Raw genomic sequence first — 19,503 nt, 5'->3', positions numbered from 1 at the left:
GCCGTCGCCGCGCCCCTGCGCGCCCAGGGCCTGTCCGCCCAGGCCTGGGCGCTGGACGTCACCGATCCCGCCGCCATCCGCCAGGTCGTGGCCGAGATGGCCGAGCGCTGGGGCGGGCTCGATATCGTGGTCAACAACGCCGGGGTCTCGGGCTTCGCGGCCATCGACGACGAGGCCCACTACGACGCCGTCTGGGCCAAATCCCTGGCCGTGCTGCTCACCGCCCATCAGCTGGTGATCCGCGCCGCCCTGCCGTGGCTGCGCAAGTCCGCTGCCCCGCGCATCGTCAATATCGCCTCGACCGAGGCCCTGGGCGCCACCGCCAAGGACAGCCCCTACGCCGCCGCCAAGGCCGGGGTGGTCGGCCTGACCCGCGCGCTCGCCGTCGAGCTCGGCCGCGAGGGCATCACCGTCAACTGCGTCTGTCCCGGCCCCATCGCCACCGGCATGACCGCCAACATCCCCGACGAGGCCAAGCAGACCTTCGCCAAGCGCCGCACCGCCATGGGCCGCTACGGCGAGCCGGAAGAGGTCGCCCACATCACGGTCAGCCTCTGCCTGCCCGCCGCCAGCTACATCACCGGCGCGATCATCCCGGTCGACGGAGGCCTGACCGCGCGCAACGCCTGAGGCTCAGGCGACGGCGGCGCGAGGGTGGGTCACCCGCGCGCGCGGGAAGATCCTCAGGAAGTTCTCGGCATAGAACTTGTCCCGCACCGACGGGTCGCGTTCGCCCAGCGATGACTCGAACCGGCCGATCGGATTGCGGCCGCCCTCGATGTGCGGATAGTCGCTGGAGAACAGGTACAGGTCCGGATTGGACTGATCGATGAAGGCCCCGACCTCTTCGAAGACAAAGGGCGTGAAGGCCAGCTGATCGGTCATTTGCTGCGACGGCGTTCGGCTCAATCCCTGCAGGTTGGCGTCATTGCGGCTCCAGTGCTTCACCACCCAGTCCAGCCGGCGCAGCAGCTCCGGAACCCAGCCGGCGCCCAGTTCCACACTGGCCCCGCGCAGGCCCGGATGGCGTTCCAGCACCCCATCCAGCACCATCATGGTCAGGAAGGCCTCCGGCCCCTCGTGCAACAGGGCGATGTCCTTGGTGCGCAGGTTCTCGCCGCCGCCCAGCCAGTCCTTGGTCGGCGCCCGGCCATTGTTCATCCAGGCCTTGGCCAGTTGCAGCGGCGCGCCGCCCACATGCAGCACGAAGGGTGTTCCACTCTCCGCCAGTCGCGCCCAGAACGCATCGAGATCCACATGGCCCGGGGACCGGTCGCCGCAGGGCCGGTGCGGGATCCACACCGCTTCCAGGCCCTGGCCCAGCACCGCGTCCAGTTCGGCCATGGCCAGGTCCGGGTCGTCCAGCGGGATCACCGCCACCCCCATCAGCCGGTCGTCTGAGGCGCAGAAGTCGGCCATGTGGCGGTTGTGGGCCCGGGCCGCGCCATAGCGCAGGCGCGGCTCGACCTTGGAGCTGGCCGAGAACGGCAGGGCGACGCTGTGGGTGGCGAACACCAGCTGCTTCCTGAACCCCAGGAGGTCCATGGCCCGGGTCCGGTCGGCGCTGTCAAAGGCGCCCAGGGCCTGGATCTCCTTGGAGGCCTCGATCAGCCGGTCGCCCAGCGCCACCTGGGCCGCGACATGTTCGGGGCTGTGCTTGCCGCCCTGGTCCATGATCACCGCGACCTCCTCGTCAGTGACGATCGAGGCCGAGTAGCTGACCTCGGGAAGCTCGTCGCGCAGGCCGGGGTCGGCGTACTTCTTCAGGAAGTCCGGCAGCTCCATGATGTGGCTGTCAGCATCATAGAAATCCCGGGTGGCGGGGGCATAGGGCATGGCGTTCTCCCGATCGCCCGCGCCGATCTCTCACCCACATCCGGGACGGCCGCGCGTGGCGTGAGACCAACACTGCCCCGGACGGGCGCGCCTGTCACCTGGACGGGGGCCGCTCAGTGCCCAGCGTCGGGAGACTCCGGCGTCTCGTGGCGGACCCGGACCCGTCGCTTCACCGGCTTGGCCTTGACCACCGCCGGCGGGGGCGGCGGGGCGGTGGCCTCCAGCAGCTCCTTGAGCTTGTCCTGCCACAGCATCGCCCAGGTGTGGCTGCTGTGGCCGTGGCTCATTTCGCTTTCCGGAATCAGCACATAGCTGCCGTTGCGGATCATCGGCGCGAACCTCTCCGACAGGCCCAGCGAAGGCGGATTGACGAAGTCGTCGGCCGAATTCACCCACATGACCTTGGCGGTGATCTTCGAGAGCCCGGCCGAGGCGTCATAATTGCGCGACGCGCTGACCTGATAGAGCAGGTCATTGGCGTCCAGGCTGGCCAGTTCGTCGGCCACATAGTCCTCGGCATAGGCGTCGACCTCGGCCCGGGTCGGCATCGACTTCTGCATCTGGATCGGGGCCGAGCCGGCTATGGACAACAGGGCCGCGGCCTCGCGCAGCGCGCCTTGCGGTTCGCTCTGGTAATTGCCCTCATCCCAGTCCGGGTCTGCCAGGATCGCGTCGATCAGGAACTTGCGCCACAGCCGGTTGCGTCCCGCCAGGGCGGACGGTTCGCAAGCCATGGGCATCAGCCCGTCCATGAAGTCCGGATGGGTCTCACCCATGACGAAGGCGTTCATGCAGCCGAGCGAGGTGCCCATCATCACCCGCAGGTGGTCGACCTTCAGCCCCTCGGTGAGCAGCCGGTATTCCGCCTCGACCATGTCGTCGTAGTCATAGTGCGGGAACCGGGTCCGCAAGCCATCGCTGGGCTTGGAGGATTTCCCGTGCCCGATGCCGTCGGGCAGGATGATGTAGTATTTCGCCGGGTCCAGCAGCCCGCCCGGGACCATCAGCACATTGGCGAACTGCGGTCGCAGGAACTGTCGCCCGGTCCCCCCGGTGCCGTGCACCACCAGCACCGCATTGGTCACGTGACCCTTCTTGTCGCGGATCGGCGCGCCCAGCGTCGTGTAGTGCATGCGCAGCTTTTCCATCACCTCGCCGGTTCCGAACTTGAAGAAGGGGATCACATAGTCCCCCTCCTGGTGCGGCGGCTCGGAGCCCACGGCCGCCTGGCTTGCCCCCGCGCTCAGCAACAGGCCCAGGGCGGCGGTCAGGACAGCGATCTGGCGGAACATGCGGGAACCTTCGGCGACGTCATTCGCGCCGATGCTAGACCGAGTCCCTCAGGGCTGTGTCCGGGCATGGACCACGGCGAAGCGGTCGGCGTGGATCCGCGTCCAGCCCGGCTCGCGGTCCATCAGGGCCACCGCCGGTGCGCCGGGCGGGAAGATGGTCCACCCCACCCGCCGGGCGGCAAGCGTGGCCTCCAGCGCGCCGGCGTCTCCCGCCGCCAGACTCCCATAATTGTCCAGGAAGGCGTCGCGATAGAGTTCCGCCCGGCTGTCCACATAGGGGCGGACGTCGCGCCAGATCAGATAGCCGCCGAAGCTGTAGTCATTGAGCACCGGGCTCGCCCGCACGGCGGCCGGCACGCTGTCCAGCGCGCTCATCGGCGCATTGGCGCTGTCGCCGCGCGTGATCGGCAGGGCCAGCCGCAACATCAGCAAAGCCACCGCCAGTCCCGTCGCCAGGGCGCCGACCCACCGTCCCGGAGCCGACGCCTCGCGCGGCGCGGCCAGGCCGTTCGCCAGCGGCGCGGCCAGCAGCATGGGCCCCACTACGCCCAGCAGCATCTGATGGCGGCCATGGCTGAGCGCCAGGTGGATCATGCCGACCAGCAGGGCCAGCCGCACGGGCGGGAGCTTGATCGGCCGCGTCAGGGCCAGGCCGATCAGCGCCAGCAAGGCGATCTCCATCGGCTCCAGATGGCTGAAGTCGGCCGGCCGCCACTCGCCGATCCCGGCCAGGCTCTTCATCGAAAGCTGCTGGATCGGGAACATCACCCCCTCCAGGCCAAAGGGTGTCAGGGCGGCGCAGGCCAGGGCCAGGGTCCCGAACAGCCCCCAGTCGCGCACCACCTTCAGCCTTGCCCCTGGCCCCGCCGCGATCAGGGCCTCCAGGCCGAAGGGGCCGGCGATCGCCAGACCGAAAGCCCAGCCCCCGTGCAGATTGGCCCACAGCACCATCAGGGCGCAGAGCCAGGGCGAGGGCGCCGTCCCGCGATCCCGCGCCGCCATCAAGCCGCTGACCCAGGCGACCAACACGGGCAGGGCCAGCAGATGCGGCCGCGCCAACAGACTGCCGCCCATCAGGCTCAGCCCCAGGACCAGCACCACCAGCAGCAGGGTTCCCTCGAGGTCGCGCGCCAGCCGGCGGCCCATGAGCCAGGTCGCCAGGCTGAAGGCCGCGCCGCACAGGGCCGTGACGCCCGCCCAGCCGGCCAGGCGATAGGCCGCCGCCATCAGGGCTTCCGACAGCCATTCATGCGCGGTCCAGGCCGCGCCGGCCCGGCTGTAGGACCACAGGTCGACGCGCGGCGCCTGATGGTGGTCCAGGATCCAGCCGCCGACCTTGACATGCCACCAGGTGTCGGGGTCGTTCAGCAGGCCGGGCGAGAACAGGGCCAGCGCCAGGGCGCCCAGCGCCAGGCCGGCCACTACCGCATTGCGGCGATCTGAAGCGGTGAAGGCGATCATGCCTCTGGTCTATCGCCCTTCGCTTAAGACCCTGTTAGGGCTGGCGGTCGACCCTGACATCCCCCACTTGAGGCCCTCAGGCCGCGAGGAGCAGCCCCGCATGACCGCTCAAGACCAGACCCCCGCGGCCCCGCCGATCGAGGTGTCCCTGGTCATTTGCACCATGAACGAGGCCGATTCGATCGCCCCGGTCATCGCCGAGGCGCAAGGCGCCCTGGGCGACCTGACCCATGAGATCATCGTGGTCGATGATTCCCCCGATGAGCGCACCGCCGACGTGGTTCGGGGGCTCGCGGCCCAGGATCCGCGCATCCGGCTGGTCCGCCGCGAGGGTGTGCGCGGCCTGGCCTCGGCCTGCATAGCCGGCTGGGACGCCGCCCAGGGCGAGATCATCGGCGTCATGGACGGCGACGGTCAGCATGAAGCGGGCCTGCTGGGTCCCATGGTCGCGGCCCTGCGCGCCGACAGGGCCGACCTGGTGATCGCCAGCCGCTTCGTCCACGACCGCGACATCGGCCTGACCGGCTTTCGCCGGGCGCTCTCCATCTTCGGCGTGGCGCTCAGCCGCATCGTGATCGGCGCGGCCACCACCGATCCCCTGGCCGGGTTCTTCCTGCTGCGCCGGGAATGGTTCGCCGAGGTCCGGCCGCGCCTGTCGGGTGTCGGCTTCAAGATCCTGGTCGACGTCCTGGCCGGCGGCAAGCGCACCCCCAAGGTCGCCGAGGTCGCCACCAAGCTGCGGCCGCGCATCGCCGGCGCCTCCAAGCTCGACCTGCGGATCATGGTCGAACTGGCCGCCCAGCTGATCGAGACCCGCTCGGGCCGACTGATCCCCAGCCGCTTCGTGATGTTCGCAGGCGTCGGCCTGACCGGGGTCGTGGTCCACACCTCGATCCTGGGAACCCTCGACGCCCTGAACGCCCCCTTCTGGGCCGCCCAGGCCAGCGCGATCAGCGTGGCCATGGTCTCCAACTTCGCCTTGAACAACCTGCTGACCTTCCGCGACCTGCGTCTGACCGGACGGGCCTGGTGGCGCGGCCTGGCGGGGTTCGCCCTGGCCTGCTCGTCCGGCGCCCTGATCAGCGAGCTGGTGGCCGTAGGCCTGACCCATCTGCACGCCCATCGCCTGGTGGCCGGGGTCATGGGCGCCGTCGTCGCCTCGCTCTGGAACTATTGGAGCGCCAGCCGCGCCGCCTGGGGCGTCGCCCCCAAGGGCCGCGACGCAGCGCTGGGTGAGGCCGTGCGCACCGCAGCCGAGCCGCAGGCCGTCAAGCCGCCGGCCAACATCTCCGCATAGGGTCGATCAGATTCCCAGCACGGCCTTGGCCATGATGTTGCGCTGGATCTCGTTGGTGCCGGCATAGATCGAGCCAGCCCGGTCGTTGAGGTACTTCGATGTCACGGTCCAGGCGTGGTCCGGGCCCGCGCCATAGCCGTCGTTCGGCGGAATGAAGCCCGGCGACGGGCCGCCGGCCGCGACCAGATGCGGCTGATAGGGTGTCGCATAGACGCCCGCCGCCTCCACCGCCAACTCGGTCAGCCGTTGCGACAGCTCGGTCGCCACCGTCTTCATCAGCGAGCTTTCCGCCCCGGGCGCCTCGCCGTTGGACAGCTTGGACATCACCCGCAGCTCCACCGCCTCCAGCGCCTCGACGGCGATACCGGCCTCCGCCACCCGGGCCATGAAGCTGGGGTTGGCGGTCAGGCCCTCCGTCGTCGCCATCGCGCGGATCTTGGCCAGCCGCGCCGACAGGCCGGGCGCGCTGACGCCCCCGCCCCGCTCGAACTGCATCAGGTATTTGGCGACGGTCCAGCCCTCGCCCGCCCGGCCGACCACATTGGCCCTGGGCACGCGGACATCGGTGAAGAACACGTCGTTCTGGATGTGCTCGCCGGACAGCGAGATGATCGGCTTCACGGTGACGCCCGGCGTCGCCATGTCGATCAAGAGGAAGGTGATGCCCTGCTGGATGATCGCCTCGCGGCTGGTCCGCACCAGGCAGAAGATCCAGTTGGCGACCGCCGCGTGGGTAGTCCACAGCTTGTGGCCGTTACAGATGAAGTCGTCGCCGTCGGCCACGGCGCTCATCTGCAGAGAGGCGAGGTCCGATCCCGAGCCCGGCTCGGAATAGCCCTGGCACCAGAAGTGCTCTCCCGACAGCATGCGCGGCAGGTAATAGGCCTGCTGCTCCGGGCTGCCATGGCCGATCAGCACCGGGCCGCACATGCCGATGCCCATGGGCGACAAGGGCGGCGCGCCAGCCATCGAGGTCTCGCGCGCCCAGATATAGCGCTTCACGACATTCCAGCCCGGCCCGCCGAACTCGGTCGGCCAGGCCGGCGCCGCCCAACCCCGGGCGTGCAGCCGGCGCTGCCATTCCATGCTGGTGTCGTAGTCGGCATAGACGCTGGTCATCCGCCGGCCCCGCTCGCGCAGGGCCGGCGTCAGTTCCTTGTCTAGAAAGGTCCGGACCTCGTCCTGGAACGCCCTGTCTTCAGCACTCCAATCGAGATCCATGGGCCCGTCTCCTAGACCAGCTCGACGATGATGGCCGGAGCCATGCCGCCGGCGGCGCACATGGTGACCAGGCCACGCTTCAGGCCACGACGTTCCAGTTCGTCGATGACCGTGCCGATCAGGATCGAGCCGGTGGCGCCGATCGGGTGACCCAGAGCCATGGCCCCGCCGTTCACATTGACCTTATCGCGATCGAGCTTCAGGTCGCGGATGAACTTCTCAGCGACGACGGCGAAGGCCTCGTTGATTTCCCAAAGATCGATGTCGTCGGGGGTCAGGCCGGCCTTCTTCAGCACCTTGAGCGCCGCCGGCACCGGGGCGTTCAGCATCAGGGTGGGGCTGTCGCCGACATTGGCCATGGCCACCACGCGGGCGCGGGGCTTCAGGCCGTTCTTCTTGGCGTAGTCCGGCGAGGCCAGCACGATGGCCGCCGCGCCGTCCACCACGCCCGACGAGTTGCCGGCATGGTGCACGTGGTTGAACTTCAGGTCGGGATAGACCTGGTGGATCAGGCCGGCCAGGGTGGTGCCCTGGTTGTCCATCGGCACATTGGCCATGGCTTCGAAGGACGCCTTAAGGGACGCAAGGCCCTCGCGAGTCGTCTGCGGGCGCGGGAACTCCTCGCGGTCGAGGGCCAGGGTTCCGTCCTCACGGAACACCGGCACCAGCGAACGGTCGAAGCGGCCTTCCCGGATCGCCACGTCGGCGCGCTGCTGGCTGACATAGGCCAGTTCGTCCAGCGCCTCGCGCGGAATGCCTTCCAGGGTGGCGATGGCGTCGGCGCAGATGCCCTGGTGCGACTGGGGATGCAGCTTGCGCAGGTGCGCGTTGCCGGCGTCCATCAGGGCCGGGCCGTCGAAGAAGGCGGCGTTCTGGGGGCCGGTGGCCGAGGTGTAGCTCATCATCTCGGTGCCGCCGGCGATGACCAGGTCTTCCATGCCCGACATGATGTTGGCGGCGGCCAGGTTCACGGCCGTGATGCCCGAACCGCAGAAGCGGTCCAGCGTCATGCCGCTGGCGCGCACGTCATAGCCGGCGTCCAGGGCGGCCATGCGGCCCAGGTCGTTGCCCTGCTTGCCGCGCTGGGACGAGGTGCCCCAGATGATGTCGTCAACCTCGGCGGTGTTCAGGTTGTTGCGTTCGGCGACGGCCTTCAGCACGGTCGCGGCCAGCTGCTGGGGGTGAATGTCGGCCAGGGCGCCCTTGCCCACCTTGCCGACGCCGCGCGGCGTACGGGCCGCATCAATGATCCAAGCTTCAGCCATGACGACTGCTCCTCAAAAAGTTTTGCGGCCGCACATATGCGGCGCTTCGCTATCGACCATGGAACAGGCTCCCTTGCGGCAGGCTAGTCCAGAAATTGCGCCTCTTTTCGCCGGAGACGCACAAGGCTATGACGCGGCCATGACCGAAGCCATCTCCGACACCCCGCCCGACCGCCTCAGCGTCGATCCGGACAGCCCGTTCTACAACGCCGACCTGTTGGCGCGCGGCATCGGCATCCGCTTCAAGGGCGTCACCAAGACCAATGTCGAGGAATACTGCGTCAGCGAGGGCTGGGTGCGCCTGGCCGTCGGCAAGACCGTCGACCGTCGCGGCAAGGCCATGACCATGAAGCTGCAGGGCGAGGTCGAGCCCTTCTTCGAGAGCTGATCAGACGCCTGCGGGCGGCGCGTCGAGCGCCGCCTGGCTCTTCACGAAATAGCGGTCGTCCAGATAGGCCTTGTCGTAGCTGCGCACGTCATAGTGCACCCAGGTCGGCGCGATATTGGACGGCTCCAGCGACTTGAGGTTCGGCGCGCCCCAGGCGATCTGGGCGTTGGCCTTCTCCACCAGAATGCCGCGCAGGGCGTCACAGCGCTCCATGTCGACCTTGCCGGTCGGTGATCCGACGATGTCGATGTCGATCGCCTTGCCATGGTGGTTGGTGCTGCTGCGCGCATGCTGCTGGTTGTCGACCGAGCAGCGGTAGCCGGAATTGACCGTCAGGGTCCAACCCTTGGCCTGGGCGTGGAACATGGCGGCCCGGAACGCCCACAGGATCATCCGGTGCACGCCCGGATATTCGTAGCGATAATAGGCCTCGACCTTCACCTGGCCCTGATAGAGCCCCTTGAACTTGCCCTGGCCAAAGCCGTCGCAGACCCCGCACTTGCAGGTCAGCAGGTTGAAATTCACCGGATGGGCCGCGCCGAAGGCCTGGATGGCGGCCAGCGTCGCCAGGTCCGCCCGGCCGCTCGGGCTGGCCTGGCCCATCACGTCGCGCTGGAACGTCATGACCTGAAGTTCGGTGCCTGGCCCATAGTCGCCGTCGGGCTTGGTCCCGCGAAACCCCGCCAGCCGCATCTGCAGCTCGACCACCTCGGGACCGGTGTCGTCCCGTCCCAGATCGCGGCTTCCATAGGCCATGATTCAGCTCCGCCCTCGCGTCATGGGCGCGTCCTCGCCCACCACGCACTCTGGTTGTCGCGGCCGGTGAAGGTCAAGCCTTGGCGATATAGTCCGAGATCGCGTGGCCCAGCACCTCCAGCGGCATGGCGCCCGACAACAGGCCCGCGTCGTGGAAGGCGCGGATGTCGAAGCGCTTGCCCAGCGCCGCCTTGGCCCGGTCGCGCTGCAGGTTCCAATAGGTATGGCCGATCTTGTAGCTGCAGGCCTGGGCGGGGATGGCGCAGTAGCGCTGCACCTCCCGGGTGGTCGAGCCCAGGGCGTCGCCGTCCAGGCCCATCAGATAGTCGATCGCCTGTTCGCGGCTCCAGCGCATGACATGCATGCCGGTGTCGACCACGCAGCGCCCGGCCCGGAAGATCTGGCCCTTCAGCCAGCCAATCTCGCCCAGCGGGTCGTCGTCATACATGCCGAGCTCATAGGCCAGCTGCTCGGCATAGAGCGCCCAGCCTTCGCCATAGCCCGAGAAGTACATGGTCTTGCGCAGCAGCGGGATGCCCTGGCTCTCCTGGGCGATTCCCCCCTGCAACTGATGGCCCGGCAGGCCCTCGTGATAGAGCGTGGAGGGCAGGTTCCACCGGGGCCACTCGGCGGTGTCCTTCAGATTGAAGTAGATATAGCCCGGCCGCGACCGGTCCAGAGGCGCGCCTTCGGAATAGGCCAGGGGCGAGCCGTCCTCGATGGACGGCGGCACCCGGCGCGGCTCGATCTGGTTGTTGGGGATGTGGTTGAACATCCGAGGCAGGCGCGCCTTCACCGCCGCCAGCTTGGTCGAGAGATCGGCCAGCAGCTGGGCGCGGCCGGCGTCGGTGTTCGGATAATAGAGGCTCGGGTCCTTGTAGAGCGCCTTGATCCGCTCCCCGACCGTCCCCTGGCTCAAACCCTGCTTCTTCAACAGCAGGTCCAGCCGCGCGCCGATCTCCTTGGCCTGGTCCAGGCCCATCTGGTGGACCTCCTCAGGCTTCATATTGGTGGTCGTGGTGTAGCGCAGATTGGCCTCATAGAAGGCCGGCCCGTCAGGGAACCTCCAGACGCCTGCGTCATGCACGGCGCCGCCCCGGGTCTTCATCAGGGCCGCGATCTGGCGATCCAGCGCCGGGCCGATCTTCTGGTCATAGAGCGCCGTCGCCCGCGCGCCATAGGCCTCACCCAGCCCCTTGGCCTTGGCCCGTCGATCCAGCGAGCCGACCAGGTCGGACTTGTCGGCGCTGACCCGCAGGGCCCCAAGCTGGCCGAGCGTGATGTCGAGCAGGAAGTCCGGCGGAACCACGCCCTTGGCCACGTCATGGCGGAAGCGGTCGGTATTGGCGTCGAGGTCGCCGGCGAAGGCGTCGAGGCGCGACAGATAGGCCTCGGCGTCGGCCGCGGTCTCGATGGAATGCTTGGCGTCCAGGAAGGTCGGGACCCGCTGATAGGCGCCGGTGATCGGCGACAGCACATAGCAGGAGGGCGAGAAGCCATCGCGCCCGCCGATGTCGAGGTCCAGCAGCGGCTTGGTGGTCTCGGCCACATAGAGCACGGTGTCATAGTTCACCGCGTCCATGCCGGTGAGCCTGGTCCGGTCGATGGCCTTCAGCCGGGCGATCTGGCTTTCGGTCGCCGCCTTCTCCGCCGCCATGCCGGCGGTCGAGACGTCCTCCAGCCTGGCCTTGAGACCGGCCCGCGCGCCCTTGTCCAGGCCCAGTTCCGTCGCGTTCTCCGGCTGGCGCGCCAGGCCCTCCTCGAAGAAGGCGTCCAGCAGCAGGTTCAGCTTGGCGGCCTCCCCCGACGTCGCCGGCGCCGCGCGGGCGCCAGGCGCCAAGGCCAGGGCCGCGGCTGAAGCCCCAGCAGACAGGAACAGGCGACGATCAAACATGGACGACCTCCGAACTCAGGCGGCCGACCATAGACCGGCCCGACCCTACGTCCACTCCCCAGGCCGGCTGCGGGCGGCCCTCAGCAAATTTGGGGTTCGCGCGGGCGTTGCAGCGGTTCAAGGTGCCGCCGCCTGCAGGAGAGGAACGACCCCATGACCAAGTATCAGAGCATTCTGGAGACCGTCGGCCGCACCCCCGTGGTCCGCGTCAACCGCCTGGGCCCGCCCGGCGTGAACCTCTGGGTCAAGGTCGAGGCGTTCAATCCCCTGGGCTCGGTCAAGGACCGCCTGGCGCTGGGCGTCATCGAGGCGGCCGAAAAGTCCGGCGAGCTCAAGCCCGGCCAGACGGTGATCGAGGCCACCAGCGGCAATACCGGCATTGGCCTGGCCATGGTCTGCGCGGCCAAGGGCTATCCCCTGGTCATCGTCATGGCCGACAGCTTCTCGGTGGAACGCCGCAAGCTGATGCGCTTCCTGGGCGCCAAGGTGATCCTGACCCCGGCCGCCCTGCGCGCCACCGGCATGATCGTCAAGACCCAGGAACTGGCCAAGGCTCATGGCTGGTTCATGACCCGCCAGTTCGAGAACGAGGCCAATCCGGACGTCCACTCCCGCACCACCGCCGTCGAGATCCTCGAGGACTTCAAGACCGAGGGCCTCGACTATTGGGTCACCGGCTATGGCACCGGCGGCACCCTCACCGGCGTCGGCCGCGTCCTGCGCGACAAGAGCCCCAAGACCAAGATCATCGTCTGCGAACCCGCCGACGCCCCGCTGTTCGCCAGCGGCGAGGGCCAGGCCCGCAACCCCGACGGCAGCCCCTCGGCCGGCCACTCGGCCTGGAAGCCGCACCCCATGCAGGGCTGGACCCCGGACTTCATCCCGCGCGTGGCCAATGAGGCCATCGACGAGAAGCTGATCGACCAGATCCTGCCGATCACCGGCCCCGACGCCATCCGCCTGTCCCAGCAACTCGCCACCCAGGAAGGCGTCTTCGTCGGCATCAGCGGCGGCGCCACCTTCGCCGGCGCCCTCAAAGTCGCCGCCGAGGCCCCGATGGGCGCGAACATTCTCTGCATGCTCCCCGACACCGGCGAACGCTACCTGTCGACCCCGCTCTTCGCCGACGTCCCCGCCGAGATGACCGAAGCCGAGCAGGCGGTCTTCGACTCGACGCCCTACGGCAAGCCAGCCTGAGGCCTGCCCCCTCTCCCCACATCGGGGGGAGAGGGTTGGGGTGAGGGGCGCGCGGCCAAGCCGTGCGTCTTTCGGCGCACGATGCTGCAATCTCACTTCAGCAGACCCCTCACCCAACCCTCTCCCCGCAGGCGGGGCGAGGGCTATGGTCGCGCCATCGGCGCACCGCGCATCGGAAGTGGCGAAGAGCGACATGGAACCCTGGCTCAAGGACCTCGGGCATGGCGCCGTCGTCTGCCGCGTCCTTCACCCCTCCACGTCCGCCGCCGCCTTCCGACCCCGGCGATTGAGCCAGCTCTGGCGGCCGATCCGGGTTGGCGACCTGAACCAGACCGCGCGAGGCGAGTTCGCGGAGGCCTATCGGGACTTCGTCGAGAGCGGCGCTGAGCAGGCGAGCTACGACGCGGAGGCGTGCCTCACCAAGGTCAAGTTCGGCGCGCCGATCCAGTTCCGGGAGTCCTTCACGGTCGCCTTCCGCAGGCGGCGCGACCTTTGGGCAAGGCTCCTCGGTCGCCGGACTTAGGGCGCTCGCAAACATCCCATTGCCTGCCGCTCGGTCAGCGCGCGTCAAATCCGGAAAACATCCTCCGGGGAGGACCGCCATGACCTATCAGACCCTGCTCTATGAGCTGGACGGCCCGCTTGCGACCGTCACGCTCAACCGGCCGGAGAAGCTCAACGCCTATACCGCCACCATGGGGGCCGAGCTGGAGGAGGTGTTCCTGCGCGCCGACGAAGACGACGCCGTGCGCGTGGTGATCGTCACTGGGGCAGGGCGCGGCTTCTGCGCGGGGGCGGACATCTCCGGCGGCGCGGGCGCCTTCGACACCCAGGCCGAGGGCTCGGTGGCCTTCCAGGATTCCGGCTCCAAGGGCCGGGTGCGCGGCGGCGGGGCCGGTTTCGTCGGCGCCATGTTCAATTGCCGCAAGCCGATCATCGCCGCCATCAATGGCGCGGCCGTCGGCGTGGGCGTGACGCTCACCCTGCCCATGGACATCCGCATTACAACGCCGGCCGCCAAGTTCGGCTTCGTCTTCGCCCGCCGGGGCCTGGTGCCCGAGGCCGGCAGCGCCTGGTTCCTGCCCCGGCTCGTGGGCCTCTCCCAGGCCCTGCGCTGGTGCCTGTCCGGCCGGCTGATCACGGCCCAGGAGGCGCTCGCCGGCCAGCTGGTCAGCGAGATCGTCGAGCCCGACCAGCTCATCGCCCGCGCCCGCGAGATCGCCCTGGAGATCGCCGAGAACACCGCCCCGGTCTCCATCGCCCTGACCCGCCAGATGCTCTGGCGCTTCGCCGGCGCCCCCGATCCCTTCGACCTGCTCAAGCTCGACGGCGCCTTCGCCATGGAGCTTGGCGGCGGGCCTGACGCCCGCGAGGGGGTCGGCGCCTTCCTCGACAAACGCGCCCCCGACTTTCCGGGCAAGGTCTCGACCGGCATGCCCAATCGCTATCCCTGGTGGACGGAATAGACCCATGAAGATCGACCTGCTCAGCCCCGCGAGCTTCGCCGCCGGCCAGCCCCACGCCCAGTTCGACTGGCTGCGGGACCACTCCCCCGTCCATTGGCATGAAGAGCCGGACGGCCCGGGCTTCTGGGCGGTCACCCGCTATGACGACGTCTGGGCGGTCGATCGCGACTTCCAGGCCTTTTCCTCCGAACCCACCATCATGATCACCGATCCCGGCGCGGAATCCGCCGCCTTCGGCCCCTATAAGATGATGCTGATGATGGACCCGCCGGACCACACCGGGTTCCGCAAGCTGATCCGCTCGGAGTTCACCCTGCCCTCCGCCAAGCTGCGGGGCGAACGCATCCAGGCCCTGGCCCGCCAGATCATCGACGCTGTCATCGAGAAGGGTGAAGTCGACTTCGTGGCCGAGGTGGCCGGGGAGATGCCCTCCTTCGTCATCGCCGAGTTGATGGGCCTGCCGCTTGATGACGGCCGCGAGCTCTATGCCCTGACCGAGGCCATCCACACTGCGCCTGAGGCCCAGGCGCCCGGCGCCGGCGGCATGGCGGTGATGAAGATGTTCGAATACGGCTCCAAGGTCATGGCCGAGAAGCGCGCGCGGCCGGGCGACGATCTCGCCAGCCGCCTGCTCGCCGCCGAGGTCGACGGCCGTCGGCTCGACGACATGGAGTTCCTGCTGTTCTTCCTGCTGCTGGTCGACGCCGGCGGCGACACCACCCGCAACCTGCTCTCCGGCGGCCTGCTGTCCCTGATGGAGAACCCGGACCAGCTGGCCTGGCTGAAGGCCGATCTGACGGGGCGCCTGCCCTCGGCCCGCGAGGAGCTGCTGCGCTATTCCAGCCCGGTGATCTATATGCGCCGCACCGCCAGGCAGGACGTCGAACTCGGCGGCCAGCAGATCCGCGCCGGCGATAAGGTGGTGATGTATTTCGGCTCGGCCAACCGCGACGGGGCCAAGTTCGACCGGCCGGGGGCGCTGGACCTCTCGCGCCCCGACAACGCCCAGATCGCCTTCGGCGCGGGCGCCCACAACTGTCTCGGCCAGCACATCGCCCGCATCGAGATCGACGCCATGCTGCATGAGGTGCTCAGCCGCATGACCGACTTCGAGCTCGTCGCCCCGCCCGAGTGGCTGGCCTCGAACTTCATCTCGGGACCCAGGACGATGCCGTTGCGGTTCAAGCGGGCCTAGCTGCTCCCCCATTGGGGGAGCTGGCGCGAAGCGCCTGAGGGGGCCGACCCGAAGGGGCGGATGCCGCCTATCCGCCGCAGCCGCCGTCTCACGAAGGCGGCCCCCTCCGTCTCGCCGTTGCACGGCGAGCCACCTCCCCCAGGACGCGCTTCGCGCGGGGGAGGAGCAATGTCGCAGCGCCGCTGACACCTCCGCCCCCGAGTGCTACCCCTTCCCCATGCCCACGGCCGCGACCCTTGCCGACCTTGATCTGCTCGCCCGGGGCGGGGTCTGCGGCCTGCTGATCCTGGTCGCCGCGATCCTGATCCGCGACCATCGCGGCCTGATCCCCGCGCGGTTGGGCGCCGCCTTCGCGATCAGCGGGGCGGCCCACGCCATCACCATGTCGCCCGGCGTCTGCGGCCAGATCGGCCTGTGGTCGACCCCGCTGGTGGTGCTGTCCAGCGGCGGCAATGTGGTGTTCTGGCTGTTCAGCCGCGCCCTGTTCGAGGACGACTTCAAACCCCGTCCCGCCCATGCCTTGATCTGGCTGGCGGTCGTCACGGTGGGCGCGATCCAGGGTCTGGTCCTCGCCCCGACCCACCATCCCCTCGCCCCCTGGTTCGCCGGGGCCCTGACGCTGGAGACCCTGTTCTTCGTCGGCCTGGCCGTGGCCCAGGTGCTGGCCGCCTGGAAGGGGGACCTGGTCGAGCCCCGCCGCCGCCTGCGGCTCTGGGTGATCGGGGTGGCCGGCGCCTATATGGGCCTGCGCGCGCTCTCCGACCTCACCGGCGTCCGCCAGGCCGCGCCGGAGGCCGCCGGCCTGCTGGACTCGCTGGGCCTCGTCCTGGTCGCCGGGGCCGTGGCGCTGGCCCTGCTGCGCATTCCCGGCGGCGAACTGCTGTTCGGCCGCGAGGCGACCGCCCCGCCGCCCCGCCTCGAGCCGGAGGACGCCCAGCTGGCCGGCGCCCTCGACCACGCCATGACGGTCGACCGGGCCTATCGCCAGGACGGCCTGACCATCGGGGCCTTGGCCGCGCGGCAGGGCCTGACCGAGCATCGCCTGAGACGGCTGATCAATCAGGGGCTTGGCCACCGCAACTTCAACGCCTTCCTGAACAGCCACCGCATCGCCGAGGCCCGCGCCGCCCTGGCCGATCCCACCCAGGTCCAGGTGCCGATCCTGACCATCGCGCTCGACACCGGCTTCGCCTCGCTGGGCCCCTTCAACCGCGCCTTCAAGGCCGAGACCGGCCAGACCCCCACCGACTATCGCCGCCGCGCCCTGGCCGATTCCGAAATCGGCCAGGCCTAATTCGAAATCGGCGCGACGCCCGCGCCCGTCCCGCCCGACAGCTCCCTGCGACAACCGCTCAGGAGCTTTCCATGCGCCCCATCCTCACCCCTCTCCTCCTTGCCGCCGCCCTGCCGCTTTCGGCCTGCGCCGGCTTCACCCACGCCCCCGAGGTCGCCACAGGCCTGGTCAGCCACCAGCTGTGCTCGGCGACCTTCATCTCGCATCTCGATCCGGACCAGACCTATCGCGAGGCGCTGGCCCCCGTGCTCGGCCCCTTCGCCGGCATGGTCGGCCACCGGGTGGACCGAGCGAAGGGCGAGGTCACCGCCAGCCTCGGGCCGCTCAGCCAGGCCCGCGCCATCTATCGCGGCCCGCTCGGCTGCCTGGTCCTGCGCGGCGCGGGCGCCCTGCGTGACACGCCCTCCGCCCCGCCGCTGCTCGCCCCCGTCGCCGGCCCCGACATCGTCACGCCCCAGGACCCGGCCCTGATCGCCGCCCTCGACCACGCCTTCGCCGAGCCTGGCAAGATCACGCGCAACATCAAGGCGGTGGTCATCCTGCATGACGGCCGGGTGATCGCCGAGCGCTACGCCCCCGGCGTCGGGCCCCTGACGCCCCTGCACGGCTGGTCCATGACCAAGTCGGCCACCAACGCCCTGGTCGGGATCATGGTCGCCCAGGGCCGCCTCGATATGGACAAGCCCGCCCCCGTCGCCGCGTGGGCCAATCCCGCCGACCCACGCCACGTCATCACCCCGGACGACATGCTGCGCATGCGCACGGGCCTGAAGCTGGGCAATTCCGCCAACGCCTCGACCAACTCGGCGGTCGACATCTCGGCGCGGGCCATGTTCGCCGAGCGGGACATGGCCGGCTTCTCCGCCGCCGCTCCTCTGGACGGGGTCGTTGGCAAGAGCTTCGCCTATGCCGATGGCGAGACCCTGATCCTGTCGCGCATCGTCCGCGACCTGGCCGGGGGCGACGCGGCCTCGGTCCACGCCTTCATGCGCCGCGAGCTGTTCGACAAGCTGGGCATGACGGGCGCGGTCATGGAGCTCGACGCCACCGGCACGCCGCTCGGCGGCAGCCACCTCTACGCCCCCGCCCGCGACTGGGCGAAGCTCGGCCAGCTCTATGTCCAGGACGGCGTGGTCGGCGGCCAGCGCATCCTGCCCGCCGGCTGGGTCGACTATTCCGCGCGCCAGACACCCGGTTCGGAGATGATCGGCTATGGCGCGGGCTTCTGGACCGAGCGTGGCCAGGGCTGGGCGGTCGAGCATCGCCGCCAGAACGGCCTGCCGGCCGACAGCTTCATGGCCCGCGGCAGCTTCGGCCAGTTCATGCTGGTCATGCCCAAGGACCACCTGGTGATCGTCCAGCTGGGCCCGAGCAACAGCGCCGGCGGCGACATCGACGGCCTGTTCCAATTGACCCGCGAGACCCTGGCCGCCCTTGCGGCGAAGCCGGCGGCGGGGTCTTAGGTTGCGGGCGCGGCGTCCTCGTTGCGGAACGACATGGTCACCTTGACGCCCTCGCCGGGCGCGGACCGGACGTCGATGCTCGCCTTGGCGTTCTGCAGCAGGGAGCGGACGATCAGGGCCGAGAGCTTGCCCGGCCTCGGCCACAGGTCGCCCGCAGTCAGGCCCACCCCGTCATCGGCCACGATCACCTGGCAACCGTCAGCGGAGTTGAGGCTGTGCAGGGTGATCGTGCCGCCGTCCCGCCCCTTGAAGGCGTGCTTCAGGGCGTTGGTCAGCAGCTCATTGACCACCAGCCCGACCGGCATGGCCACGTCCAGGGTGACGAGCCAGGTGTCGACCTGGAGATTGAGATGGATGCCCTCGACAGCGTGGGCGCGCATGACCGCCGAGGCGATCTCGCTCAGATAGACGCCAAGGTCGACCGCGCCATCCAGCCCGGTGTCGCTGAGCGCGTGATAGAGCAGGCCCAGCGCCTCCACGCGGCCGGCCAGCCGGTCGTATCCGTCGCCCAGAGCCCGATCCGCCAGCCCCTTGGACTCCAGCCGGATGAGGGCGGTGATCATCTGAAGATTGTTCTTCACGCGATGCTGCAGCTCCTGCAGCTGCAGGTCCTTCACCCGCGCCAGCTCCTGCAGCTCGTCCAGCACCGCCCCGTCCCGCCCGGTCGTCTCGACCAGGGCGACCAGCCGGAAAACCGCACGGGCCGCGTCGTCCTCGATGACGTTGGACCAGGCGTCGACCACGATGCTGGTCTCGGCGCGCGGGATGGTGAAGGAGCCGACATAGTCGCGTTCCGCGCCGACCGCCGCCGCCAGGGTGGTCGAGTCCCGGGCGCCGGTCGCCGTTCCCGGCAGGCTCTCCCAGCGTCCGCCGAGGACCGCGTCGATCTCCTGGCCGGTCAGGCGCAGGAACTCCTCATTGGCGTAGACGATGCGTTCGGATGGGGTCAGTTCGGCGACCGCGATGGCGACCGGCACCTGGTCCAGGAACTGCTTGAACTGATCGCTGTCCAAGGCCGTGGCCAGATCGGGCGTGTCCATCAGGCGCTCGACCTGAGGCGGGGTTTCGTCGGCGGCCATGTCACCCCTACTCCAAGCTCGGCCTCCGCCCGCAGACGGTCCCGGACGATCGAAACCGCCGCCAAGTCGCCTTAGGGCCTGGCGGCCGAAAGAGAAAGCGCGTTCTGTCGCCGGCCAATGGTCTAGCTTGTTGATTTTTTGGTGTTTCACCGGCTCGCATCCGGAAATCCAGGACGCGTGCCGCGATCAGGCGCGACGACCGATCGCCCCCTGGCTATCGTCGCCGCAAATCGTGTCCGGAGCCCGCCTTGTCCCGCCGCCTGATCGCCGTCGCCCTCACCGCCCTCTCGCTCGCCGGGGCCGCCCATGCCGAGACCCTGTTGCTCAAGCCCGACCGGGTGTTCACGGCGGCCGACCAGGTCGCCCATCCCGGCTGGTCAGTGCTGGTCGAGGGAACGA

Annotated in this window: 17 protein-coding genes; 9 read left to right on the top strand and 8 right to left on the bottom strand. The window is 69.3% G+C overall.

Translation table 11 applies throughout. The annotated features are described in order from the left end of the window. Positions 1–630, top strand: a 630-nt coding sequence (locus Q7P21_RS10730; RefSeq protein ID WP_304177086.1) for an SDR family NAD(P)-dependent oxidoreductase, incomplete at its 5' end; no start/stop codon positions are given. 3 nt (positions 631–633) lie between these two features. Here the strand turns inward: Q7P21_RS10730 and Q7P21_RS10725 are convergent. The 3 genes from Q7P21_RS10725 to Q7P21_RS10715 form a co-directional block, all read right to left on the bottom strand. Then, entirely contained in the window at positions 634–1,836 is a 1,203-nt protein-coding gene (locus tag Q7P21_RS10725; RefSeq protein WP_304166676.1) for an amidohydrolase family protein, read from the bottom strand. 113 nt (positions 1,837–1,949) lie between these two features. Next, positions 1,950–3,128: an alpha/beta fold hydrolase gene (locus tag Q7P21_RS10720; protein ID WP_304166678.1), complete on the bottom strand. Its 1,179-nt coding sequence runs from the start codon at positions 3,126–3,128 to the stop codon at positions 1,950–1,952. 48 nt (positions 3,129–3,176) lie between these two features. Then, a complete protein-coding gene (locus tag Q7P21_RS10715; RefSeq protein ID WP_304177085.1) occupies positions 3,177–4,589 on the bottom strand; it encodes a hypothetical protein in 1,413 nt (470 codons plus the stop codon). A gap of 100 nt (positions 4,590–4,689) precedes the next feature. Here Q7P21_RS10715 and Q7P21_RS10710 point away from each other — a divergent pair, with 100 nt between their 5' ends. Further along, complete coding sequence (locus tag Q7P21_RS10710; protein ID WP_304166684.1) at positions 4,690–5,886, top strand: glycosyltransferase; 1,197 nt, start codon at positions 4,690–4,692, stop codon at positions 5,884–5,886. Positions 5,887–5,892: 6 nt separating this feature from the next. Here Q7P21_RS10710 and Q7P21_RS10705 read toward each other — a convergent pair whose 3' ends face one another. Next, entirely contained in the window at positions 5,893–7,107 is a 1,215-nt protein-coding gene (locus Q7P21_RS10705; protein WP_304177081.1) for an acyl-CoA dehydrogenase family protein, read from the bottom strand. An 11-nt stretch (positions 7,108–7,118) separates the two neighbouring features. Next, positions 7,119–8,372, bottom strand: coding sequence for an acetyl-CoA C-acetyltransferase (locus tag Q7P21_RS10700; RefSeq protein WP_304166691.1), 1,254 nt, complete (start codon positions 8,370–8,372; stop codon positions 7,119–7,121). A 151-nt stretch (positions 8,373–8,523) separates the two neighbouring features. On the opposite strand from Q7P21_RS10700, the gene Q7P21_RS10695 reads away from it, so the two are divergent. Next, positions 8,524–8,760 carry a DUF3297 family protein gene (locus Q7P21_RS10695; RefSeq protein ID WP_304166698.1) on the top strand — a complete coding sequence of 79 codons (237 nt, stop codon included), beginning with the start codon at positions 8,524–8,526 and terminating at the stop codon, positions 8,758–8,760. Here the strand turns inward: Q7P21_RS10695 and Q7P21_RS10690 are convergent, their stop codons facing one another. Together Q7P21_RS10690 and Q7P21_RS10685 are read right to left on the bottom strand one after the other, a co-directional pair. Further along, a complete protein-coding gene (locus tag Q7P21_RS10690; protein ID WP_304166694.1) occupies positions 8,761–9,516 on the bottom strand; it encodes a M15 family metallopeptidase in 756 nt (251 codons plus the stop codon). 73 nt (positions 9,517–9,589) lie between these two features. Then, on the bottom strand, positions 9,590–11,410 hold the full coding sequence (locus Q7P21_RS10685) for a DUF885 family protein (protein ID WP_304166696.1): 1,821 nt from the start codon (positions 11,408–11,410) through the stop codon (positions 9,590–9,592). A 153-nt stretch (positions 11,411–11,563) separates the two neighbouring features. Between Q7P21_RS10685 and cysK the strand changes: the two genes are divergently transcribed. The 6 genes from cysK (at position 11,564) to Q7P21_RS10655 (ending at position 18,025) form a co-directional block, all read left to right on the top strand. Further along, complete coding sequence (gene cysK / locus Q7P21_RS10680) at positions 11,564–12,607, top strand: cysteine synthase A (protein WP_304177078.1); 1,044 nt, start codon at positions 11,564–11,566, stop codon at positions 12,605–12,607. Between the two features lie 145 nt (positions 12,608–12,752). Next, positions 12,753–13,130 carry a hypothetical protein gene (locus tag Q7P21_RS10675; RefSeq protein WP_304172257.1) on the top strand — a complete coding sequence of 126 codons (378 nt, stop codon included), beginning with the start codon at positions 12,753–12,755 and terminating at the stop codon, positions 13,128–13,130. Positions 13,131–13,209: 79 nt separating this feature from the next. Further along, positions 13,210–14,073, top strand: coding sequence for an enoyl-CoA hydratase-related protein (locus Q7P21_RS10670; RefSeq protein ID WP_304172255.1), 864 nt, complete (start codon positions 13,210–13,212; stop codon positions 14,071–14,073). A 4-nt stretch (positions 14,074–14,077) separates the two neighbouring features. Continuing rightward, positions 14,078–15,268 carry a cytochrome P450 gene (locus Q7P21_RS10665; RefSeq protein ID WP_304172253.1) on the top strand — a complete coding sequence of 397 codons (1,191 nt, stop codon included), beginning with the start codon at positions 14,078–14,080 and terminating at the stop codon, positions 15,266–15,268. A gap of 217 nt (positions 15,269–15,485) precedes the next feature. Further along, entirely contained in the window at positions 15,486–16,562 is a 1,077-nt protein-coding gene (locus tag Q7P21_RS10660) for a helix-turn-helix domain-containing protein (RefSeq protein WP_304177076.1), read from the top strand. 71 nt (positions 16,563–16,633) lie between these two features. Beyond that, on the top strand, positions 16,634–18,025 hold the full coding sequence (locus Q7P21_RS10655; RefSeq protein ID WP_304177074.1) for a serine hydrolase: 1,392 nt from the start codon (positions 16,634–16,636) through the stop codon (positions 18,023–18,025). On the opposite strand, the gene Q7P21_RS10650 is transcribed toward Q7P21_RS10655, so the two are convergent. Next, positions 18,022–19,104, bottom strand: a complete 1,083-nt coding sequence (locus tag Q7P21_RS10650) for a sensor histidine kinase (protein WP_304177073.1) — start codon at positions 19,102–19,104, stop codon at positions 18,022–18,024. The genes Q7P21_RS10655 and Q7P21_RS10650 overlap by 4 nt on opposite strands. Positions 19,105–19,503: the final 399 nt, after the last annotated feature.

The sequence above is a fragment of the Phenylobacterium aquaticum genome, from assembly GCF_947378715.1.
Taxonomy (GTDB): domain Bacteria; phylum Pseudomonadota; class Alphaproteobacteria; order Caulobacterales; family Caulobacteraceae; genus Phenylobacterium; species Phenylobacterium aquaticum_A.
The sequence above is the reverse complement of the archived record's forward strand: the minus strand, read 5'-3'. Positions and strand labels throughout refer to the sequence as shown.